Genomic DNA, 22,225 nt, shown 5'->3' with positions numbered 1-22,225 from the left:
GTAAAATGGAAAAAATATTTGGGTTTACACAAGAAGATATTAAAGAAAAGCACATGACTTATACAGCAAATGAAATAAGTAGGCAACCAAAAGTGTGGGCATCTATTTATGACAAAGTTTTATATAATAGAGAAAAAATTAAAAACTTTATGAAATCCTTTAACAGTGAAACGAGAATTATATTTATGGGAGCAGGAAGTTCTGCTTTCATTGGTGATTCTTTGGCACCATTAGTTAGAAAAGAATTTAAATTTAGTGATGTAGAGTCTATTCATACAACAGATATTGTTGCCAGTCCATCACAATATTTTGTTAGGAATGTTAAAACAGTTTTAGTTTCATTTGGAAGATCCGGAGACAGTCCAGAAAGTATTGCAGCAATCGAAACAGCAGAGAAGCATATAAACAATTTATATCATATAATTATAACCTGTAATCCTTTGGGAAAATTAGCGAAATATAAAAATGAGAGAACTTTAAATTTAGTTTTTGATGAGATTAATGACCAGGGATTTGCAATGACCAGCAGTGTAACTGGTATGATGCTAGCTGCTTATAGCATATTTGCCATTGAAAAGGATTTAAAAGAAGAAGTAAGCATAATAGCCAGTTATGCTAAAGAGATAATAATGAACAAATATTCCATTATTTCTGAGGTCTTCGAGAAAACTGTAAATAGGCTAATTGTTTTAGGGTCAGCTAATCTATTTGGAGTAGCAAGAGAATCAGCACTTAAAAGTATAGAACTCACAAGAGGAGAAGTAATGTCTTGGTATGACACACCAATGGGTTTCAGACATGGACCTAAATCTGTACTTACTGATAATGCAATTATATTATTCTTTGTATCAAATAATGAATACACAAGAAAGTATGACGTGGATATGCTTAATGAGCTATCAAAATCTAAAAAGCACAAGTTGTTAGTAGTTTCAGATAAATACTATTTAGAGGTGGAGGACTATGCTGATGTTTATATATATAACTCAATGGAAAAGGTAATGGACGATTCATTTACACCATATAGTGCACTTTTAGTAGCACAAATATTTGCATTGTTTGCATCGATAAAAACAGGATGTACACCTGATAATCCATTCCCGAGTGGAGAAGTTAATAGGGTTGTAGAAGGTGTTTTAATTCATTAATAATTGGAGGAAACACCTTATGGTGCCCATATAAATTTGTGACAGTCCTTTAAAGTGTGTCACATCTTCAAAAATGAGGAGGGTATATTAATGGGACAACCAATCATTATAATAAGCGGACATGGAGAGTATGCAACTGGTATGAAAAGTGCTTTTGAACTTTTAGCCGGAGCAAATGAGAATTTTTATTTTATAGATTTCACAGTGGAGGATACAGATGAAACATTAAGAGGGAAATTTAACAACATAATAAACAAAAACATGAATACATCTATATTATTCTTTTGCGATATAATGGGTGGAACTCCTTTTAAAACGGCTGCTTTAATTGCTAATGAAAAAGAAAATATGGAAGTTATAGCAGGGTGCAATTTAGTTTCATTAATTGAAGCTAAATTCCAAGATGATACTACATCTATAAAAGAATTAGCTGAGGTGATAGTAAATTCAAGTATAAACTCAACGTGCATATTTAAAAAGGTTAAAACAACTGGGGTAAAGTATATTAAGACTGAAGATGGAATTTAATTAACAAAAACGGAGTTATTATATTAATAACAAGTTCCATTTTAAGGTGCTTTTGAAAAATTATCATTCATCTTCACACAAAATAACACTATGAGTTTAACATAGCGTTATTTTTTAATGATGGTTCTTTTTTGCATAAGGGGAATGTAGCTAGATTTGTGTAAATAAATCTAACTACATTCCCCTGAGTTTTAAATAATATCAACCTTTCTTATGTAAGGCTATCTGTATAAAGTAAATCTTTTGACAGTAACTTACTATTTTCATATGTAGCTCTATATACTTTTACATTTTTTCCTGCAACTTCATTAACAATTTCATATTTTTTATTGTTAAGACTTGAATTCGAGTAAACATTAAATGTTACATTTTTGTTTTGTGTTATAGCTTCTATATATATAGGATAAGAATGCGTATTCTTAAATCTGTAATCCAGAATCCCAAAAGCAATTGTAGCATCCAAACCTACACCAACATAGCTAGAATGTAAGGAATGCTTGTACCTTTCCACAGAAGATAGGTTAGCCCTTAATATAGCATTGTAAAGCGTAGTTGAAACTTGGCACACTCCTCCACCAGAAGCTAATTCCACCTTTTTACCTACTATTACTGGAGCTAATTTATATCCTCTGTCAGTTGTACTATTTCCAACAGTGGTGTTAAAACTAAAGGTTTCTCCAGGCATTAAAAGTTTACTATTTATACTTTTTGTAGAAAGCTCAATATTGGTTGACCTAGCAGAATCTGAAGAAGTATAGTTTGTACTAAAAGAAGAAATCTTCGTATCAATAGTATTAAGTTTACCACTAGTAATATTAGCTAAAACTTTTTTCGTTGGTGCAGATTCAACTATATCCTTAGAATTAACATCTCCATTTATCTTGCTTAGTATAATTTTTTCGAGTTCCTTATCTAAAAGTTTTATTCCTTTTTTATCGGGAGTAATTTGAAAATTATCATTTATTAGTGAAATACTTGCATCTTTTGATCCGATTTCTACGTCCTTCTTTATGGTAGAAATAAATTTCTTTATTGGCGTTGGATCATAAATGAATTTTAAATTATATTTATGCTCTGCAGGGTTTTTTATCATTTTATATTTATCAAATAAGTTTAAATTTTTTCCATAATCAAAGGCTTGTTTTATTACATCTTCAATATTATATCTTGCATTTAATTTTGAATAGTTCAAATTGTAGTCCTTATTCGATGTTTTTATAGTTATATTCTTTTTTAGTATTGCATCTCCATATTTTTGTGTAATTAACCTCTTTGATTCATCAAAGGTTTTTCCTGAAACATCTATATCCTCAATTTTAGTATTAGGATATACTATGGTTGCCCATTCTTTAGTGTTGACATATATATACCCAAAGAAAACAGCCGCTCCTAATATAATAATTGAAATCAATGAAATAATAGTAATCTTTATTTTTTTCATTTGTATAATCCTCACTTCCCATTATGTTTGTACTATAAATATATTCTAACATTATATTTAAGATAGGAAGTTAAAATAAGATTAAGTTTTGGTTACAGAAAGGTTACAATTACCTTTTTATGAGTTATCTAATATTATGTTAGAGTAGGGAGATAGCAATGCGAATTATTGATAAACGCAATAAATATATTGATAAACAATAAAAAATATGATATGCTATAATCGTTGATTAAATATAGATAATGAGAGGTAAATGATTATGTATGATATTGCAATTATAGGGGCAGGTCCAGCAGGAGCAACTCTTGCAAGACTTGTGGCTAAAAATTATAAAGTACTACTTTTAGATAAAAGACAGTTGAACAAGCCAGCAGATTTAACATCTACTGTGAAATGTTGTGGGGGACTTTTGGCTCCTGATGCACAGAAAATTCTTGCAAAACTAGGATTGGGATTGCCTAAGGATGTACTGGTAGATCCACAGATTTTTGCAGTAAGAACTATTGACCTATACAATAAGATTGAAAAGTATTACCAGAGATTTTATTTAAACATAGATAGAGAGAAGTTTGATAGGTGGCTTGTTTCCATTATCCCACATCAGGTTGATTTAAGATGTGGCTGCTATTTTAAAAATTATATTAAAGAAAAAGACTTTTATAAAATAAATTTTATGCATAATGGTAAGGAATATAGTGAAAATGTGAAACTTATTATAGGTGCAGATGGAGCAAACTCAAATGTTCGTAGACAGGAATTTCCCGTGCAAGGAAATTTAAAGAAATATATATCTATTCAAGAGTGGTTTGAAGTTGAAGAAACACTGCCATATTTTTCAGCAATTTTTGACCCCGAAATAACAGATTTTTATTCCTGGACAATTCCCAAGGGCGATAATCTTATTATAGGTGCAGCACTTTCCATAGAAGATGATCCAGTGCAGAAATTTGAATTGCTCAAGAGCAAGTTAAAAAAATATGGATTTAATTTTGGTCAAAGGACTAAAAGAGAAGGTGCATTTATACTCCGTCCACAAAGTATAAAAGATATTTGTACTGGAGAGGATAGAGTTGCATTTATAGGTGAAGCAGCAGGCTGGATAAGTCCAAGTTCAGCAGAGGGATTCAGTTATGCATTTCAAAGTGCTAGTGATGCAGCATATGCTTTAAATCAGGGGATAGGCGGCTTTCAATTAAGATATGCTAGAGCATGTGGAGGACTTAGAAGAAATATTATTCTCAAAAACATGAAATCTTCTATAATGTACAATAAGACTTTAAGAAAAATGGCTATGTCAACAGGTATACAAAGCATAGAACTCTTTTAACATATTTTAAAATAGTAGTAGCCTCTTAACATTTGTACCAAAATGTTAAGAGGCGTTTTCTTTATAATAAGAAAAAATTGGATTTTAGATTTAATTTCTCCTATATAATATGTTATATTATAAGTAGCCTATAATACTAGGAAGTATAATTTGGAAAACCACTTAGGGGGATATTATGTATAAAATATTGGTAATTGAAGATGAAGAGAAAATTAGAGATATAATAAAGCAGTCTCTCTGTAAATGGGGTTTTGAAGCCTACGTCGTTAATAACTTTAATAATGTATTTGAAGAATTTGTGCAGATAAAGCCGCAGCTTGTTCTAATGGATGTAAATTTGCCTGCTTTTGATGGTTTTTATTGGTGCAATAAGATTAGAAGTGTTTCTAAGGTGCCCCTCATCTTCTTATCTTCTAGAAGTACAAATATGGATGTTATTATGGCAGTGAATATGGGAGCAGATGATTACATTACAAAACCTTTTTCCTTGGATATACTTATGGCAAAAATAAATGCAATTTTACGTAGGACCTATTCCTATGGGGATACAAGTTTGGATACCATAGATTATAAGGGAGTTGTGCTATCACTAAAGGATAACAACCTTTACTTCCAGGAAAAATCAATTGAATTAACTAAAAATGAATTTAAAATATTATATGTATTAATGAAAAAACATGAAACCATAGTAAGCCGCGAGGATATAATGCAAGAGCTTTGGCAGGATGAAAACTTCATCGACGACAATACACTAACAGTTAATATAAACAGGCTGAGAAAAAAGCTAAAGGAAATTGGTCTTATAGATTTTATTAAAACTATTATAAATCAAGGATATGTTATTAAATGAGTTTTATTAAATATTTAAAGGAAAACCTTAAGCTCTTAGTATTTTATATTCTGCTCATGGCTTTTATTTTATTAACTATATGTTTTGACAGAAAAAACCGGGTACTTACTTCTAATGTTCTTTATATTATATTTGTTTCACTTTTCATGTTAATAATTTATATTAGTATAGATTATTATGCAAAATCCCAGCAGATTAAAAAGCTTTTACTTGTTAAAGCTTCAGAAGATAAAACTCCTATTTTGCCTAGACCAATAGATTATAAAGATGAAGTATATGCTGAAATAATTCAGATGCTTTATGAAGATTTCTTGAAAGTTACAAGAGTTATGGAAACAGATTTCAAAGAAAATGCAGAGTTTATGACTGCCTGGGTTCATGAAATCAAAACTCCAATTACTACATCAAAGCTATTGCTTGAGAGCGGCGGCGTGGCCTCGACCTCCTTAAAAGAAGAACTTGAAAAGATTGAGGATTATGTTGAAAAGGTACTTTATTATTCAAGAAGTAATAATTTTTCTGAGGATTATATTCTTTCAGAAGTCAGCATCAACAAATTAATTAAAGAAAGTATTAAAAAACATTCAATTATATTTATAAAAAAACATATTAAATTGATAAACAAAGTCCCTGAAAGCCTTATTATAGATACGGATAAAAAGTGGTTGCTTTTCATAATTGATCAGCTCCTATCAAACTCATTAAAATATACCAGTGATGGTGGAAGTATAATATTTAAACATATTGAAGTTACAAAAGAATTTTTATTAATAGTAGAAGATACTGGAGTAGGAATTAAAAGTGAAGATATAAATAGATTGTTTAAAAAGTCCTTTACAGGGTTTAATGGAAGAAACGAAAACACAAAATCCAGTGGAATGGGGATGTACCTTTCGCAAAAGATTGCTAAAAAACTTGGTCACTATATTACCCTAGAGTCAGAATATGGTAAGGGCACTAAAGTAATTATTCATTTTTTAAAATGGAATAATTATTATGAGGTTACAAAAATGTAAGGTGAAAGAGCAAAATGTAAGCCGAGGCAATGGCGGTATATTTTGCTTTTTTGTATACTAAGAGTGTAAAACATATTCAAAATAATTAATATTAACGGGGGTATTTATAATGAACGAGGTATTAAAGATAGAAAATCTAAGAAAAGTTTATGGATCAAAATTTGGTGGCGTAAAATATACAGCACTTGATGATATAAATTTGAAAGTAGAAAATGGTGAATTTGTAGCAATAATGGGACCATCTGGTTCAGGAAAAACAACCTTTTTAAATGTGATATCAACTATTGATAAACCAACCTCAGGAAGTGTAATAATTCATGGTGATGATATAACCAAGCTAAAAGAGCCTAATTTATCTAAATTTAGAAGAGAAAAACTAGGATTTATTTTCCAAGACTTTAATTTGCTTGATACTATGACCCTAAAGGAAAATATTGTACTGCCCTTGGCTCTCTCAAAAACTCCTTATAATACTATAAAAACAAGGGTCCAAGAAATAAGTATTAAGCTTGGTATTAGTGATATATTAGGTAAATATCCTTATGAGGTATCGGGAGGACAAAAGCAAAGAGCAGCTGCTGCAAGAGCAATGATTACTAATCCGTCTATGGTGCTGGCAGATGAACCTACAGGCGCTTTAGATTCCAAAGCTTCCAAAGAACTACTGGGCTGCCTTGAGAATTTAAACCATAAAAATAAAGCTACAATTCTTATGGTTACTCATGACGCCTTTGCAGCATCTTATTGCACGCGAATTGTTTTTATTAAAGATGGTAAACTTTTCAATGAAATTTATAAAGGGGATAAATCAAGGAAGGATTTCTATCAAAATATATTAAAAATTCTTTCAGTCATAGGAGGGGATACAGATGACCTTAATTAGTATGGCTGCACGCAATATAAAGAAAAACTTCAAAAATTACTGGGCATTTTTTCTAAGTTCCACTTTTAGTGTTTTTGCATTATATCTTTTTATGTCTATTGTAAATAATAGTGATGTAAAAGCACAATTAGGAGAAATGAAAAGCCTTATGATTATATTTATAATAGCTGTCTACATGATTGCAGCTTTCTCAGCATTTTTTATATGGTATTCTAATTCTTTCATTATAAAGTCAAGGAAAAAAGAATTTGCAACCTATATGTTGCTAGGTATGTCTAAAAAACAGACCGTAACATTAAACACTATTGAAAATCTGATAACTATATTTGGTGCCTTTTGTAGCGGAATTGCTCTAGGACTAATTTTTAATAAATTTTTTGTAATGCTATTATATGTAATGATACAGGCTACAGGTGATGTGCCTTTTCAGATTAGTTTAGAAGCTTTAAAATTTTGCTCTATAGTATTTGGGGCTATGTTTATAATAATTAATATTCATGGGTCTATACTTATATACAGGGATAACCTTATAGATCTTTTTAATTCATCAAAAAAAGCTGAAAAGGGTTTAAAAGTATCCTTTCTAACCCTTATAATTGGCATACTTTCTATAGTTTTCTTAGGCTCTGGATATTATATGGCGATTAGAAAGATTGATTCTAATATTCTTATAGCGCCATTAATAGTAGTGTTAGTTGTTATAGGCACTATATTATTTTTTACAAGCTTTACTTCTTTAATTATATATATTAGTAAAAAGAATGAAAAAAGTCTCTTTAAAGGAACAAAACTCATACATGTTTCACAACTTTACTATAGATATAAAGGTAATGTAGGTACCCTAAGTGTTATAGCGGTTACAACTACAGTAGCACTTTGTGCCATGATTTTCTGCTTTGGACTTTTTAATAAAGTGGAAGAAAACTCAAGAAATATGAGACCATTTTCTATAGAATATGTAAATGGTAATAATAATATAGATAAAACCTTTGATGATACTATTAAAAATCACAAAGAAATTTCCGTTGCATATAAGGACACTATGGAGTTTCTTCGGGTAAAATCTAAAGATTACCTGCTTGGAAGTAATACATTTTTAATTTTAAACGAAAGTAAGTTTAATGAGATTAATAGTCATGAAAAATCAGATATAAAAATAAATTTAAAAAATGATAGGGGTTGCTATTTTTTTCAAATGGCCGCCTTAGAGCCTAATAAAAGAGTGATTGGTAAAGATGTTAATTTAGTGGGGGGAGGTAGTGACTATAATCTAAAAATAACCGATACTGGTATGAAATACTTTATAGCACTTGATGATTCTAAACCAACGTTTATTGTAAAGGACAGTGTATACTCTAAAATGAAGAGTACAATTTCTAAAGAGAATATCTATAAAAAAACGGGATATATACTTAATAATGATTTTCTTTCACAAAAATTTATTGTGGATTTTAAAAGTAAGATCCTCTCTGAAAATAAGCTTTTAACCTTTTATGAACATTTTACGGATGGTATAAAGTTATCGGGTATGATGGCTTTTGTTGGTTTATTTATTGGATTAGTATTTCTTACAGCTACAGGAAGCATTATATATTTTAAAATGTCCATGGAAGCTATGGAGGATAAAAATAAATTTATAATTCTTAGGAAAATAGGGGTTAGTAAAGCTGAAATAAAAAAGGCTGTTTCAAAGGAACTAATGATTTTATTTGGAGCGCCCTTCATTGTGGCAACAATAAACACTCTTGTCGCTTCCATTCCACTTGGGAAAATGATGGCATTTGATTTTACTAAAGAACTTATTATTATAATTTTGGTTTATGCAGTGCTTTATAGTATATATTATTTAATAACCTTAAAAGCCTATATTAAAATTGTAACTAGCTCATATTAATATATAATTTTAGTAATCCATAGAAAGTATAAAATTTGTTATTATATAAATACCATTTAAAATTGCTTCCTCTGAAGCATCAAAGTTAGGTGAATGAAGAGGATGAATTCCTTTATCCATATCTGCGATGCCAAGCCTAAAATGAACTGATGGAACCTTCTGCGCGAAGTATGCAAAATCTTCTGCTGCAAAGGTTTTTTCTAGTGGTAAAACCTTATCTTCTCCAATTAGTTTTTTTGTGAAATCAATGAATTTATTAGTCAGTGCTTCATTGCTTACTAGAGGGGGATATTGAAAATCATATTTTACATCTATGGTACATCCATATTTTTCTGAAGATAAAGCTGAATTTTTTAATATATCTTCATATAACTTCTTTCTAAGCTCACTATTAAAGGTTCTAACAGTGCCTAAAACCACACATTTATCTGCTATTATATTAGGTGCGTTGCCACATTGAATAGACGCAAAAGTAATTATATGTGAATCTAAGGGATTATTTTCTATTCTAGATTGTATATTCATACTCTGAATAAACTCCATAGCAGGATACATTGGATTCTTGCAAAGGTGAGGGGTGGCTGCGTGTCCTCCACTACCAATGAAACTTATATGGAAATCATCTACGGAGGCCATAGAAGCACCACTTGCAACTTCTATGCTTCCTACGGGCACATTAGGCCATACATGAAATCCAATCATATACACAACCTGCGGATTTTCAAGTACACCTTCGTTTATCATTGGAAGAGCTCCACCTCCTGACTCCTCACCAGGCTGAAAAATAAATTTTACAGCTTTATGAAAACCTATTTTTTTAAGTATCAGTGCAGTACCTAAAACAATAGCCATATGGTAATCATGTCCACAGGCATGAGTAATACCATTTACAGGTAAAGCATCCATATCAGCCCTTACTGCAATACACTGGGTACCAGCATTCATGGTGGCAGCCACTCCAGTATTAGCTAGTACTTTTGTATTTACATCTAAGTCTTTTAGAAAATCAAGAATAATGCTTTGAGTATTAAATTCCACAAAAGATAATTCAGCGTTAACATTCAACTTTTTTCTTAATTCGTTTATAGAATCTATATTTTGATTTATTACTTCTCTAATATTCAAACTAACACCTCCTTGTATAATAAATATATTAAACGGTAATTTCAGATATTACTACCTCAAGGATATTTAAAGCCTCATCAAGCTCTGCCTTTGAAACGTTAAGTGGTGGAAGCAGTCTTATCACATTATCTCCAGCTGTAACCACAAGCAGTCCCTTGTCAAAACACAATTTACTGAAGTCCTTTGCTCTTGTTTTTAGGCTTATGCCAATCAATAGCCCCATACCTCTTACCTCATCTATTACACCATATTTTTCTTTAAGCTTAAGTAATTTTTCCTTTAAATAAATACTTTTTTCTTCTATTTTATCTATAACCCCACCATCTACTAGTTCCGTTAAAACAGCAACACCAACTGCTGATCCAAGGGGGTTCCCGCCAAAGGTGCATCCGTGATCACCAGGTACAAAAGCCGTTGAAGCTTTTTCATTGGTAATAGTAGCACCTATTGGGAATCCACCACCTAAAGCCTTAGCTATACAAATTACATCGGGAATAACTGAAAATTTCTTGTAAGCAAAAAGACTACCTAGGCGTCCCATGCCGCATTGCACTTCATCAAAGATTAGTAGGGCATCATATTTATCACACAGATTTTTCGCCGCCTCTAAAAACTCTGCGTTTGCTATATTTATTCCACCTTCTCCTTGAATTGGTTCTATTATTATGCCGCATACCCTATCGTCAAAATTCTTTTTTAAATCGTAGATATCATTGAAATTTACTTTGCGTACTCCTTCAACTAAAGGACGAAAATCTTGTTGATATTTCTCCTGTCCAGTAACAGAAAGTGCACCCATGGTTCTACCATGAAATGAATTGTCCATATATATGAATACATTTTTATCTTCAGTATCTTTTAATGTTCCGTATTTTCGTGCTATCTTTAATGCAGCCTCCACAGCCTCAGTACCACTATTACAAAAGAATACCTTGCTGTGATCACAATTATCTATTAATTTTTCTGCAAGAAGAATATTTTGAGGATTCCAATAGTAATTTGATACATGAATGAGCTGGCTGCTTTGCACAGTTAGGGCATTTATTATAGCGGGATGGCTATGTCCAAGGCAATTTACCGCAACTCCTGAGACAAAATCCATATATTCACGTCCATCTATATCATAAAGCTTGCATCCAAGTCCTTTTTCAAAAGTAACATCATATCTCCCGTAAGTGTTCATTATACAATTTCTTGACATTTATTTACCCCTTTCGCTGTTATAATTTTAGTTCCACAATTCTTAATTATATTTAATAATAAGCTGTGTTTTTTTCTTCCATCTACCAGATGAACATTTTTAGTACCTCTATTGATTGCAGCAACACAACACTCTAGCTTAGGAATCATGCCACCATAAACAATACCACTTTCTATAAATTCCTTGGTCTCATCTACAGTGATTGATGACAGAAGCGTTGATGGGTCAGTTATATCTGTATATACTCCAGCTATATCTGTCATAATTAATAACTTTTCAGCTTTTAACACACCACTTATAGCAGCTGCAGCATAATCTGCATTTATATTGTAACTATTGCCTCCCTTATCCGCGCCTATAGGAGAAATAACTGGAATATAACTATTTTCAAGCAAATTCAATAATACTTCTGTATTGATATTAACAACATCTCCAACAAAGCCTATATCAATTTTTTTGTTGTTTTCATAGATAAATTTTTTTTTAGCTCCAATTAAATTGCTGTCTTTACCACTTATACCTATGGCATTTAATCCTCTTATACTTAAGATGGAGGATAGTCTTTTATTAACATTTCCTGATAATACCATTTCTACAATTTCCATAGTATTATGGTTTGTAACTCTTAATCCTTTTATGAATTTATTTTCACCACCAGTTTTTTCAACCCACTTAGAAATCAAAGGGCCGCCGCCATGTACTATAACTACTTTAATACCCACACTTGTCATAAGTGCTATATCTTCCACAAAGGCTTCCTTAGCTGCATCATTGCTCATTATACTTCCACCATATTTTATAACAAAGGTCTTACCCTCATACTTATTAATTTGCAAAAAGTCTTTTATATTTGAACTGTTATTATTTATATCCATTGTAGCCCCCAAGCATATTATTTGATTTTTATTACTTTTGATTATTTGAATAATTATACACTGATATGAATAATTATTCAATAAAATATTGATTTATTTATAAATTAGTTGTATAATCATTTTTATTAATAAATCTAAATAAAGAGGTGATTGGTATGATTAAAGCTGGCATAATAGGGGCAACGGGATATGCAGGTGAACAATTAACGTGGCTTTTATACAAGCATCCAAGGGTTGATGTGAAATTTTATTCTTCTCATAATTATGCAGATGTTCCTTATAATGAAATTTATAAGAATTACTATGGTTATATAGAAGATATCTGCATTAGTATGGAAACAGCTATAAGTAAATTATCAAATATAAATGTTCTTTTCATTGCATTGCCAAGCGGAAAGGCCTTTGAAATAACTGAAAAAGCATTAGCTTTAGGTGTAAAAGTAATAGATTTAGGTGCTGATTTTAGATTGAAATCTAAGGAAGTATATGAGCAGTGGTATGGGATTAAACATGAAAGTTGCGAACTTCTCGGGAAAGCTGTCTATGGGCTTACTGAATTAAATAGAGAAGCTATAGTGCAATGTAATTTATTAGCTAACCCAGGGTGTTTTCCTACAGCTACTATCTTGGCTTTAACTCCACTTCTGAAAAATAACCTAGTAGACGTAAACTCCATCATAGTTGATGCTAAATCTGGAGTATCTGGAGCAGGTAGAGCTGCAAGCATTGGCTCACTTTTTACAGAATGCAATGAATCAATTAAAGCTTATGCAGTTGCTAGTCATAGACATACTCCGGAGATTGAACAAGAACTAAGCGGGGTCTCTTTTGAAAATGTAATGATAACTTTTACTCCTCATTTAGTACCAATGAATCGTGGGATATTATCAACCTGTTATGGAACCCTTACAAAAGACTTAACTACAGAAGAGCTTATAGATTTATATAGAGATTTCTACAAGGATGATTATTTTATAAAGGTTCTTGATGGATTACCTGAAACTAGATGGGTAAGAGGCTCTAATTTGTGTCATATTGGAATAAGGGTAGATAAACGTACAAAGCGGGTAATTATAATATCTGCTATAGATAATTTAATAAAAGGTGCCGCTGGTCAGGCAGTGCAGAATATGAATATTATGTTTAGCCTGGGCGAAACTACTGGCTTAGAAATTATTGCCATGGCGCCTTAAATATACAATGAGTTTTTCTGAAAATTTTTAAAATTCACACTCGTTTTTTTAACATATACTTAACAGAAAACATGTTGTTTTTTGATTTAATAGTATGTATAATTACTCACAGAAATAATGTGATATGGGGAGGTAGATCCATGGAAAAAATGTCTTTTGAAGTTAGAAAAGCTTTTACTAGCGACATTGAAGAAATACGAATACTGGCAGGAGAATCTTTTAAGATGTATACTGCAAATGCATCAATTACAGAACTTATTGCACCTCTTAATGAAACTTATGAGGAAGTGAAAAAGGCTATAGAAACTACTGAAGTTTTTGTAGCTTTATATAACGAAGAAGTTATTGGTAGTGTGAGAATTGAAATCAAATCTGATGGAACTGCTTATTTAAGTAGATTTGGTGTTTCAGCCTCACATCAAAATAACGGCATCGGGAAAATATTAATGAATGCAATTGACAACTCAATGAAAGAACTGGGGATTACATCTTTATATCTTCATACTGCATCCAGAATGTTTTCACTTATTAGATTTTATTATGGAAGAGGTTTCTATATAGAATCTACCACTAATGACAGGGGATATATTAGGGCCTTGCTATGCAAGGAATATATTACAGAAAAAAACGAAGACTTATCGGATAATGATTATGAAAATCGTTCAGTAGTATAATATAAATATTTTAAAATCTTGTATCATTTCTTCTTTAAGGAAAAATGAGCTTGATTATTTAGAAAAATAATGATATTATAAATATAATATTTTTTTAAGGAGAGATTAATTATGAAAAACTTATTAAATCAAAAAATACAATTTGTCTTTACTAGCCAATTTAGATAGGATTTGTACCTGCAAATTAAGCATAGGTACAGGTCCATTGATGCTTGCATCAAATGATTTGTATCTATGTTGGCTATGATTGTAAGTTTTTCATTAGTAATATGAAAAAAGCCACATAGATTATCTATGTGGCTTTTTTTGATTATTATCCTAAGTCACGTGGATTCCCATGTGACTTTTTTTGTATTTTAAATATCTTACCTAAATTTTAAAAAGGAGGTTTTTTTTATGGAAGTTGTAGCAGGAGTACTAGTACAAGGTTTAATTTTATCAATTATGGTATTGGGGGTGTATATAAGTTATAAAATTTTAGACTTCCCTGATTTATCAGTTGATGGAAGTTTTTCCTTGGGAGCAGCAATAATAGCTGTAACCTTAAAAAGTGGAATTTCTCCTATTTTAGGTTCAGTGCTTGCTCTAGTTGCAGGATGTATAGCTGGGTTACTCACGGGAGTACTGCATGTTAAGTTTAAAATATCAAATTTACTTTCAGGTATCTTAGTAATGGGAATTTTATATTCTGTAAATTTACGGATTATGGGGAAAGCAAATATTCCTATTTTTAGTGATACAAATATATTTTTCGATTTTAACCCTTTAATTGTAGCTTTAATTTTTGTTGTAATATTTAAAATTACCATTGATATGTTTTTAAAAACGGGATTGGGATATGCATTAAAAGGAGTGGGTGATAACCCACAAATGATTAAATCACTGGGAGTAGAAATAGGTAAAATAAAGATATTTGGGCTTATGATATCTAATGGACTTGTAGCTTTTTCTGGAAGTATGATGGCTCAATATCAAGGCTTTTCAGATATATCTATGGGTATAGGTACATTAGTTTTAGGTATAGCTTCTATAATCATTGGATCAGCCATTATTAGAAGTGGAAAGTTTATAAAACAGACAAGTAGTGTGATTATGGGAACTCTAATTTATCAAATTACCATATATTTAGCTATGAATATTGGACTTAAACCTATGGATCTAAAAATGGTCACATCTTTTGTAATAATTTTATTTATAACAATTGGTGGTAGAAACAAAAGTGGAGCAAGTAAAACTGTAAGGGGGCTACTAAATGTTAAAAATACAAGATTTATCAAAAAGTTTTTATAATTCCTATTTAGGTGAAAATGTTATATTTAAGCACATTAATTTAGAAGTTAAACAAGGGGAATTTATAATTATAATTGGTAGCAATGGAACAGGTAAGTCCACATTATTAAATATAATTTCTGGATTAGTTAAAGAAACCTCAGGTAATATTTTTCTTGAAGGAAATGATTTAACTAAAATGCCTGAACATAAAAGAACAGAAAATATAAGTAGAGTTTTTCAAAATCCATCTTTAGGAACATGTCCAACCATGACCGTTAGAGAAAACTTATCTCTGGCTTTGAATAAGGGGAAATTAATTAATTTGAAAAATTGCCTTAGATATAAAACTAAGGAATTGGAAGAGCTTTTAAATGGAGTATCACTAGATCTAAAAAAACTTTTAGATGTGGAGGTAAAGTATTTATCCGGGGGGCAACGGCAAGCATTATCATTAATAATGGCAGGGCTATCTACTCCTAAGTTATTGCTGCTAGATGAACATACTGCAGCATTAGATCCGAAGACATCTAAGGAGATAATGGAGTTAACTCAAAAGATTGTAAAGGAAAAAAATATTACTACAATAATGATAACTCATAATCTAAAGGATGCACTTGCCTATGGCAATAGATTAATAATGCTACACAAGGGTGAAGTTATTTTAGATTTAAACCAATCTGAGAAGAAAGAATTAACAATAGAAAATATATTAAAAAAATTTGAATATGCAGTATAAAGGAGAGAATATTATGAAAAAAATAGTAGCTATCGCAGTAATAATTACATGTATGTTAACAGGATGTGCAAAGGTGGATAAGAAGAAAGTTATAAATATAGGTATAAGTCAAATAGTAGAATATACTGCACTAGATCAAAGCCGCGAGGGATTTATAAAAGCATTAGAGGAGAAGGGTTATAAGGAGGGGGACAATATAAAGATTGATTATCAAAATGCCCAAGGAGATATAACTACAGCTCAAATTATTGGCAAAAAGTTTGCAGCTGAAAAGAAGGATTTAATTTATGCTATTGCTACTCCTTCAGCACAGGGGGCATATAATGCTACAAAAAAAATTCCAATAATAATTACGGCTGTTACGGATCCTGTGCAAGCTGGAATAGTAAAATCTTTAAATAAGCCAGGAACCAATGTTTCAGGTACTTCAGATTATTTGCCAGTGGAAAAACAATTGGCGTTAATAAAGCAATTGATGCCGAGTGTCAAAAGAATAGGAGTTTTATATAATACAAGTGAAGTGAATTCGGAAGTACAAGTAAACGAACTAAAAAAGGCAGCTAAAGGATATGAAGTTATTACCTCTGGAGTAACAAATACTAATGAGGTTAATAGTGCCATAAGTAGCTTGCTTACAAAAATAGATGTTTTATATGCACCAACTGATCAGTTAATAGTGTCATCCATGCCTATAATAGTGAAAAACACATTGGGGGCGAAAATACCTGTTATAGCATCTGAAAAAGGCTCAGTGCAGTCTGGTGCATTGGCTACTGTAGGAATTGATTATTACAAGTTAGGATATGAAGCAGGTAAAATGGCAGTGGAGGTACTAAAGGGTAAGGATATATCTAATATGCCAATTAAAATCTCAGCAGAAACAGAGGTGTTTATAAATAAAAATACATTAAAAGCATTGAATATATCTATGCCTAAAAATGAAAATATTAAATATATAGATAATAAATAAAATTACTTATATACCCAAATAATTAACAGTTTATCCAAGATTCGCTAATAAACACTTGCTGTGGTATAATAAGCATAGGTACTGCTTAGCTGTGATGATAATAATTTTAATTGAATATTGTTAAATAACGGAGCGCCAACTGATTTTAATGTTACATTAAATTATCAGTTAAGGTGGCTTTTTTATTATGAGAGATAACAAATTAGTCTTTTAATACGTGAAAAATAAAATAACAATTAGTGAAAAAAAGTGTGCTTTAAGGGACTAACTATTAAGGAGGAAAACTTATGAAAGCATTATTTATTGTAGGTGGAGTAGGGAATAGATTAAAACCATTAACTGATGATTTACCTAAATCTATGATACCCATGATGGCGAAACCACTTTTAGAAAGAAATATATTAAAACTTAAGGATTATGGTGTTGATGAAATTATACTTAGTACAGGTGATAAACCACAAAAAATCGAAAAATATTTTGGTGATGGCACAAAATTAGGATTAAAAATCCATTATATAGGTGGAGATATTACTTTAGGTACAGGAGGTGCAATTAAAAATGCTGAGGAATTTTTCAATGATACTTTTATCATAGTTACTGAGGATATATTAAGTGATATTAATATTGTGGATATGCTGAAATTTCACAAAGAAAAATGTGCGGTAGTTACAGTTGCAGTAACACAAGTTGAAAATCCTTCTGATTATAATGTTATTGAATATAATGAGAATCTCTATGCTGAAAGCTTTACTGAAAAACCAAAGCTTTCGGAAATAAAATCAAACTATGTTAATGCTGGAATATATATATTTGAACCAAATGTTTTAAAGGAAATACCGGATTCACAGGCAGTATCAATAGAAAAAGAAACATATCCCTTACTATTAAAAAAAGGTTATCCTATTGCAGTTTATAAAAGTGATGCATATTGGATGGACATAGGTACCCTTGAAGAATACATTCAGGCCCATGAGGACATTTTAAGTGGAGACTATCCTTTACCAGAAATTAAAGATGAACACCAGGACATATTTGTAGGTGAAAATACAACAATCCATAGTTCTACTAAAATTATTGGTCCTACGTATATTGGTGAAAACACTAAAATTGCGGCTAATTCTACCATTGGTCCAAATACAATCATTGGTAATGATTGCAGAGTGGGTCCAAACAATACAATCACCGACTCTATTGTTTGGGACAAAATAACACTTGAAAATAATTCCACAGTTTCAAGTGTCATTCTTAACTCGGATTTTATGATATCTAATAGTAATGAAAATGTGAATAATATTAAAACAGATGCTCTAAATAAAAAGATTGAATAAATATATGTTAGTAAATGTATATTCAAAGAGAAAAGAGATAGCCTGAGGCTATCTCTTTTCTAGTCCACATTCAACCAAATACTTCATTACATCAAAGTCACTCATATCAGGATATGTTTCCTTTATCCCCATTCTTATTACTCCAAGATAATTATCAGAAGGGTTGTGATATGGTCTTGTATTTTTATTAGTAATGGTAACAATCTCAACACCATTATACTCTCCTAAGGAAAGACTTTGATTGTACCAATTTTCTTCAATTCCCTCTTGACTTGAAATATCTTCAAACTGTTCCTCAGTAATAAGGTACATTCTACCTAGTGATTGCCCCCTACCCTGAGTATCTAAAAATGAAATCCCACCACTTCCCCAAGGAGAACTTTCATTACCATAATACATTTTATAAGGAATAGTTACTGGTCTAGTATCCTTTGGTAGTGATTTATTCCTACAACCGCTATAATTCACTCCATTAAATTTACACTTTCCACCTTTAATATAAATTAGCAATCTTTCATAAATCAGGTTAGAACCATAGCTTGCATACCAAACATAATCGTTTCTTCTTACTGCTGTGCTAGGTAGGTTGCCGGGACTAACTTTAACATTTTTTGAAACATCCTTATTATACACATAGACATAAGCTTCTTGAAGCTCATCATTATCATTAACCACTCTAATTAATTTTCTTGTAAATAAATTTGCTTTTTCCTCAGATATATCTAGTTTGTCTAATATGGTACTATCCACAATATACATCTCACCGCGAATTTTATCAATTTCATTTTGAATTATTAGTGGGTAACTACCAAAATCATACAATTGAAAACCGTCAGCTATAAAATACCCTGCAAATCTGGCCCCGGATAAGAATTTTTCATGATTGCTATTTCCTTTCATAAGCGTACCATAAACAAAAAGCCTTATTATGTTATTACCTTCACATTTAACATTCTCTTCTGTGGTTTGAAATTTATCTAGCATAATAGTATCCCTCCATAAATTATTATTTTCTAATCTGTTAATAAAAGTATAACACGATAAATAACTAAATTGCGAGAAAAGTATTAATATTATAATTAGCTTCTGATCTTGCTGGATTATTAGGTTTGAAATGTGCTAAAATGGAAGTAGGCAGATATAAATCAAGAATAGGATTTTAAAGGAGAAGAATTTATAAAATGATAGATTTACATATTCATACGACATCTTCAGATGGTTCGGATGAACCAGAAGTAATACTTACTAAAGCAGAAGAAGCAGGACTAAGATATATATCAATTACAGATCATGATTCCATAGGTGCATATAAAAAGCTTGAGAAAGTAAAAATAGATAATTACTTTAGTGGCAAAATCATTCCAGGATGCGAATTTTCCGTTGCATATAAGGGCACTCCTATTGAAATACTAGCATACGATATAGATCTTAAAACTATTGAGGAAACAGGAATAGTTTCCGAAGAAAAATTTCTTGAAAGAGAAAACCAGTACTTAAAAACAATGATGGGTATTTGCAAAAATCTGGGCATTAAATATGACAACACTCTATCTATAGTAGGCGGGAAATACTTTGCAACACAAGTATTATATTTTAATTTAAAAAAATATCCTGAAAATGAAAAACACTTTTCTACAGAAGTATGGAAAGGGGTTAATGGCTTTTACAGAACTTGTGTTAACAATGAAAGCAGTCCATTTTACCTAAATCAATTAAAAAATTATCCATCTATTCACGAAATAACCAAGGTAATAAAAAAAGCAGGAGGAAAGTCATTTCTTGCCCATCTTTATGTCTACTATGCAAAGGATTATGAGGGATTTCTAAACTCAATAGTATCATTAAATGTTATTGATGGTATCGAATGTTATCATTCCCTCCACACAATGGATAAAACAAGATTCCTTCTTGAATATTGTAAAAATCACAATATTTATGCGTCAGGTGGAAGTGACTATCATGGTAAAATTAAACCTAAAGTTATATTGGGGGAGAGTATGCCTGGAGTAAGGATACCTTACGCGCTATCAGAAAAGTGGCTTTCCAGTTGTAGGGTATTTGATGGAGAGACTTTTAATAAAATTTATGGGGAAACACGCGATAAACCCCGTTTGATCTAATTTAAATCACTTAATCATCATGTTTTTCTTTATTATACATAAAAACGCTTCCCTTAAAGTAGACAGATTTTTATTATTTAACCTGTCTACTTTAAGGGGAGCATATCAATTATGTGTTATCTATATCCCTTTCCTTTATCTATTGACTCATCTCTCATTTCTGATTTCATACCATTAATAGCATCTTCTCTTCTATTATTCTTTTCTTCTAGTGTTTTCTTTATTTTTCCATCATCTGTTTTTTCAATAGCTTCCTGCGTAAGATGGAAATTTTCAATGGTATTACTAATATTATGTTGTATTCTATCTACGTTATCGCGTCTATCATCGGGTTTGTTTTTCATCATAATTTCATATCTCCTTTGTTTAATTTAATAATTTATCCATTATTATTATATCTACAAAAATATTTATTATACGCAAAATAAAAATACTTAACTTTACTTAATAAACTTTTACTTATAATAGCTATATTATCAAGTGAGTATTATTTTAGGAAAGATATGGTATGATATTAATATAAGGTTTAAAGAAGTGGACACGTATATCATTTTGTTAAATGCATTTTGTGAAATCAGAGAAGAAATATTATTAATTATAATGGGAGATTAAAAAATGGAAAAAGATAAAGATAAAGATAGACAAAGTATAAATGTTGCAAGATTGTATTATCAATCAGAATACAATCAAGATCAAATTGCAAAGCTACTCAATATTTCTAGGCCTACAGTATCAAAGTTATTGAGTTATGCCAAGGAACGAGGGTATGTAACTATTCAAATTAATGATCCATCGGATATATCGGATGAATTATCAATAGCCCTAAAAAATAAGTATAATTTGGATAATGCTATTATTGCCTATTCGCCATTAAATAGTGATGATGAAATAAAAAAACATATAGGTCGCGCTGCAGCTGAGTATTTGCATAATATTGTTAAAGATGACGATATTATTGGAATAAGCTGGGGTACGACTATGTATTCTATAGCTACACATTTAGTCCAAAAAAAATTAAATGGTGTTCAAGTTGTACAACTTAAAGGGGGATTGAGTCACACTGATATTAATACATATGCTCCACAAGTAAATAAATTGTTTACAAATGCATTTTATGCAAATGGAAGATCTTTACCATTACCGCTTATATTTGATACACCAGAATTAAAAAAAATTATAGAAAAGGATAGTCATATAAATAAAATAATACAAATGGGTAAAAAAGCAAATATTGCAATTTTTTCTATAGGTACAGTTAAAGATGATGCATTACTTTTTAAATTAGGTTATTTTAATAAAGAGGAGATAACGCGCATTCAGGAGAATGCAGTTGGTGATGTATGTTCAAGATTCTTCAACAAGAAGGGTGAAATATGTGATGAGAAAATAAATAGTAGAATAGTTGGAATAGAGCTGGAAGAATTGAAAAAAAAAGAACGAACTATTTTGGTGGCGGGTGGAGAAAGGAAAATCGAAGCTTTGCATGGTGCATTAAGTTCAAGAATAGCTAATACACTAGTAACAGACCAATTTACTGCTGAATTATTGCTTATAGAATAATACAAATAGGGCTACTGGATATTCTTCAGTAGCCCTATTTGTATATTCTTATGCTTTGTTAGCTATATACCTAGTTTGTGAAAA

Annotated in this window: 21 protein-coding genes; 15 read left to right on the top strand and 6 right to left on the bottom strand. The window is 30.9% G+C overall.

The genetic code is table 11. The annotated features are described in order from the left end of the window. The first annotated feature begins 5 nt into the window (after positions 1–5). The gene (locus ACREV6_RS04330; protein ID WP_431576788.1) at positions 6–1,148 is read left to right on the top strand and encodes an SIS domain-containing protein; all 1,143 of its coding nucleotides are present in this window, start codon (positions 6–8) and stop codon (positions 1,146–1,148) included. A gap of 90 nt (positions 1,149–1,238) precedes the next feature. After that, on the top strand, positions 1,239–1,676 hold the full coding sequence (locus ACREV6_RS04325) for a PTS sugar transporter subunit IIA domain-containing protein (RefSeq protein ID WP_431576787.1): 438 nt from the start codon (positions 1,239–1,241) through the stop codon (positions 1,674–1,676). A gap of 211 nt (positions 1,677–1,887) precedes the next feature. Here the strand turns inward: ACREV6_RS04325 and ACREV6_RS04320 are convergent, their stop codons facing one another. After that, entirely contained in the window at positions 1,888–3,117 is a 1,230-nt protein-coding gene (locus tag ACREV6_RS04320) for a VanW family protein (protein WP_431576786.1), read from the bottom strand. A gap of 259 nt (positions 3,118–3,376) precedes the next feature. Here ACREV6_RS04320 and ACREV6_RS04315 point away from each other — a divergent pair, with 259 nt between their 5' ends. The 5 genes from ACREV6_RS04315 to ACREV6_RS04295 all read left to right on the top strand — a co-directional run bounded on the left by ACREV6_RS04315 (position 3,377) and on the right by ACREV6_RS04295 (position 9,087). Continuing rightward, the gene (locus ACREV6_RS04315) at positions 3,377–4,444 is read left to right on the top strand and encodes an FAD-binding protein (RefSeq protein ID WP_431576785.1); all 1,068 of its coding nucleotides are present in this window, start codon (positions 3,377–3,379) and stop codon (positions 4,442–4,444) included. 175 nt (positions 4,445–4,619) lie between these two features. Next, complete coding sequence (locus ACREV6_RS04310; protein WP_431576784.1) at positions 4,620–5,294, top strand: response regulator transcription factor; 675 nt, start codon at positions 4,620–4,622, stop codon at positions 5,292–5,294. Then, positions 5,291–6,310: a sensor histidine kinase gene (locus ACREV6_RS04305; protein ID WP_431576783.1), complete on the top strand. Its 1,020-nt coding sequence runs from the start codon at positions 5,291–5,293 to the stop codon at positions 6,308–6,310. Before ACREV6_RS04310 ends, ACREV6_RS04305 begins: the two co-directional genes overlap by 4 nt. A 109-nt stretch (positions 6,311–6,419) precedes the next feature. Then, positions 6,420–7,193 (top strand): ABC transporter ATP-binding protein, encoded by a 774-nt coding sequence (locus tag ACREV6_RS04300; RefSeq protein WP_431576782.1) that lies wholly within the window; start codon positions 6,420–6,422, stop codon positions 7,191–7,193. Then, positions 7,180–9,087 (top strand): FtsX-like permease family protein, encoded by a 1,908-nt coding sequence (locus tag ACREV6_RS04295; protein ID WP_431576781.1) that lies wholly within the window; start codon positions 7,180–7,182, stop codon positions 9,085–9,087. The genes ACREV6_RS04300 and ACREV6_RS04295 overlap by 14 nt, the downstream gene beginning before the upstream one ends. 9 nt (positions 9,088–9,096) lie before the next feature. Here the strand turns inward: ACREV6_RS04295 and ACREV6_RS04290 are convergent, their stop codons facing one another. From ACREV6_RS04290 to argB, 3 genes are read right to left on the bottom strand one after another with little or no spacing between them, the layout of a single operon-like run. Beyond that, positions 9,097–10,212 carry a M20 metallopeptidase family protein gene (locus tag ACREV6_RS04290; protein ID WP_431576780.1) on the bottom strand — a complete coding sequence of 372 codons (1,116 nt, stop codon included), beginning with the start codon at positions 10,210–10,212 and terminating at the stop codon, positions 9,097–9,099. 28 nt (positions 10,213–10,240) lie between these two features. Continuing rightward, a complete protein-coding gene (locus ACREV6_RS04285) occupies positions 10,241–11,413 on the bottom strand; it encodes an aspartate aminotransferase family protein (RefSeq protein WP_431576779.1) in 1,173 nt (390 codons plus the stop codon). Next, a complete protein-coding gene (gene argB / locus ACREV6_RS04280; RefSeq protein ID WP_431576807.1) occupies positions 11,395–12,282 on the bottom strand; it encodes an acetylglutamate kinase in 888 nt (295 codons plus the stop codon). Before argB ends, ACREV6_RS04285 begins: the two co-directional genes overlap by 19 nt. 161 nt (positions 12,283–12,443) lie before the next feature. Here argB and argC point away from each other — a divergent pair, with 161 nt between their 5' ends. The 6 genes from argC (at position 12,444) to ACREV6_RS04250 (ending at position 18,461) form a co-directional block, all read left to right on the top strand. Then, positions 12,444–13,481 carry an N-acetyl-gamma-glutamyl-phosphate reductase gene (argC, locus tag ACREV6_RS04275; RefSeq protein ID WP_431576778.1) on the top strand — a complete coding sequence of 346 codons (1,038 nt, stop codon included), beginning with the start codon at positions 12,444–12,446 and terminating at the stop codon, positions 13,479–13,481. 140 nt (positions 13,482–13,621) lie between these two features. Continuing rightward, on the top strand, positions 13,622–14,155 hold the full coding sequence (locus ACREV6_RS04270) for a GNAT family N-acetyltransferase (RefSeq protein WP_431576777.1): 534 nt from the start codon (positions 13,622–13,624) through the stop codon (positions 14,153–14,155). Between the two features lie 396 nt (positions 14,156–14,551). After that, entirely contained in the window at positions 14,552–15,445 is an 894-nt protein-coding gene (locus ACREV6_RS04265) for an ABC transporter permease (protein ID WP_431576776.1), read from the top strand. Continuing rightward, positions 15,408–16,163: an ABC transporter ATP-binding protein gene (locus tag ACREV6_RS04260; protein WP_431576775.1), complete on the top strand. Its 756-nt coding sequence runs from the start codon at positions 15,408–15,410 to the stop codon at positions 16,161–16,163. The genes ACREV6_RS04265 and ACREV6_RS04260 overlap by 38 nt, the downstream gene beginning before the upstream one ends. A gap of 13 nt (positions 16,164–16,176) precedes the next feature. Continuing rightward, a complete protein-coding gene (locus tag ACREV6_RS04255) occupies positions 16,177–17,133 on the top strand; it encodes an ABC transporter substrate-binding protein (protein WP_431576774.1) in 957 nt (318 codons plus the stop codon). A gap of 287 nt (positions 17,134–17,420) precedes the next feature. Further along, positions 17,421–18,461, top strand: coding sequence for a nucleotidyltransferase family protein (locus tag ACREV6_RS04250; protein WP_431576773.1), 1,041 nt, complete (start codon positions 17,421–17,423; stop codon positions 18,459–18,461). 48 nt (positions 18,462–18,509) lie between these two features. On the opposite strand, the gene ACREV6_RS04245 is transcribed toward ACREV6_RS04250, so the two are convergent. Then, on the bottom strand, positions 18,510–19,445 hold the full coding sequence (locus ACREV6_RS04245; RefSeq protein ID WP_431576772.1) for a gamma-glutamylcyclotransferase: 936 nt from the start codon (positions 19,443–19,445) through the stop codon (positions 18,510–18,512). A gap of 197 nt (positions 19,446–19,642) precedes the next feature. On the opposite strand from ACREV6_RS04245, the gene ACREV6_RS04240 reads away from it, so the two are divergent. Next, positions 19,643–20,581 (top strand): PHP domain-containing protein, encoded by a 939-nt coding sequence (locus tag ACREV6_RS04240; RefSeq protein WP_431576771.1) that lies wholly within the window; start codon positions 19,643–19,645, stop codon positions 20,579–20,581. Positions 20,582–20,697: 116 nt separating this feature from the next. On the opposite strand, the gene tlp is transcribed toward ACREV6_RS04240, so the two are convergent. Further along, entirely contained in the window at positions 20,698–20,925 is a 228-nt protein-coding gene (gene tlp / locus ACREV6_RS04235) for a small acid-soluble spore protein Tlp (RefSeq protein WP_431576806.1), read from the bottom strand. Between the two features lie 271 nt (positions 20,926–21,196). Between tlp and deoR the strand changes: the two genes are divergently transcribed. After that, entirely contained in the window at positions 21,197–22,141 is a 945-nt protein-coding gene (gene deoR / locus ACREV6_RS04230) for a DNA-binding transcriptional repressor DeoR (RefSeq protein WP_431576770.1), read from the top strand. Positions 22,142–22,225 lie beyond the last annotated feature (84 nt).

Origin of the sequence: Clostridium sp., from assembly GCF_050717515.1 — a bacterium.
GTDB lineage: Bacteria > Bacillota > Clostridia > Clostridiales > Clostridiaceae > Clostridium_AD.
This window is presented reverse-complemented; position numbering and strand designations above follow the sequence as displayed.

Coding starts and splice junctions, on each gene's coding strand:
- ACREV6_RS04255 (WP_431576774.1), top strand. CDS start 16,177: ATGAAAAAAATAGTAGCTATCGCAGTAATAATTACATGTATGTTAACA.
- ACREV6_RS04245 (WP_431576772.1), bottom strand. CDS start 19,445: ATGCTAGATAAATTTCAAACCACAGAAGAGAATGTTAAATGTGAAGGT.
- tlp (WP_431576806.1), bottom strand. CDS start 20,925: ATGAAAAACAAACCCGATGATAGACGCGATAACGTAGATAGAATACAA.
- ACREV6_RS04330 (WP_431576788.1), top strand. CDS start 6: ATGGAAAAAATATTTGGGTTTACACAAGAAGATATTAAAGAAAAGCAC.
- ACREV6_RS04260 (WP_431576775.1), top strand. CDS start 15,408: ATGTTAAAAATACAAGATTTATCAAAAAGTTTTTATAATTCCTATTTA.
- ACREV6_RS04270 (WP_431576777.1), top strand. CDS start 13,622: ATGGAAAAAATGTCTTTTGAAGTTAGAAAAGCTTTTACTAGCGACATT.
- ACREV6_RS04320 (WP_431576786.1), bottom strand. CDS start 3,117: ATGAAAAAAATAAAGATTACTATTATTTCATTGATTTCAATTATTATA.
- ACREV6_RS04285 (WP_431576779.1), bottom strand. CDS start 11,413: ATGTCAAGAAATTGTATAATGAACACTTACGGGAGATATGATGTTACT.
- argC (WP_431576778.1), top strand. CDS start 12,444: ATGATTAAAGCTGGCATAATAGGGGCAACGGGATATGCAGGTGAACAA.
- ACREV6_RS04310 (WP_431576784.1), top strand. CDS start 4,620: ATGTATAAAATATTGGTAATTGAAGATGAAGAGAAAATTAGAGATATA.
- ACREV6_RS04315 (WP_431576785.1), top strand. CDS start 3,377: ATGTATGATATTGCAATTATAGGGGCAGGTCCAGCAGGAGCAACTCTT.
- ACREV6_RS04240 (WP_431576771.1), top strand. CDS start 19,643: ATGATAGATTTACATATTCATACGACATCTTCAGATGGTTCGGATGAA.
- deoR (WP_431576770.1), top strand. CDS start 21,197: ATGGAAAAAGATAAAGATAAAGATAGACAAAGTATAAATGTTGCAAGA.
- ACREV6_RS04325 (WP_431576787.1), top strand. CDS start 1,239: ATGGGACAACCAATCATTATAATAAGCGGACATGGAGAGTATGCAACT.
- ACREV6_RS04250 (WP_431576773.1), top strand. CDS start 17,421: ATGAAAGCATTATTTATTGTAGGTGGAGTAGGGAATAGATTAAAACCA.
- ACREV6_RS04295 (WP_431576781.1), top strand. CDS start 7,180: ATGACCTTAATTAGTATGGCTGCACGCAATATAAAGAAAAACTTCAAA.
- ACREV6_RS04300 (WP_431576782.1), top strand. CDS start 6,420: ATGAACGAGGTATTAAAGATAGAAAATCTAAGAAAAGTTTATGGATCA.
- ACREV6_RS04305 (WP_431576783.1), top strand. CDS start 5,291: ATGAGTTTTATTAAATATTTAAAGGAAAACCTTAAGCTCTTAGTATTT.
- ACREV6_RS04265 (WP_431576776.1), top strand. CDS start 14,552: ATGGAAGTTGTAGCAGGAGTACTAGTACAAGGTTTAATTTTATCAATT.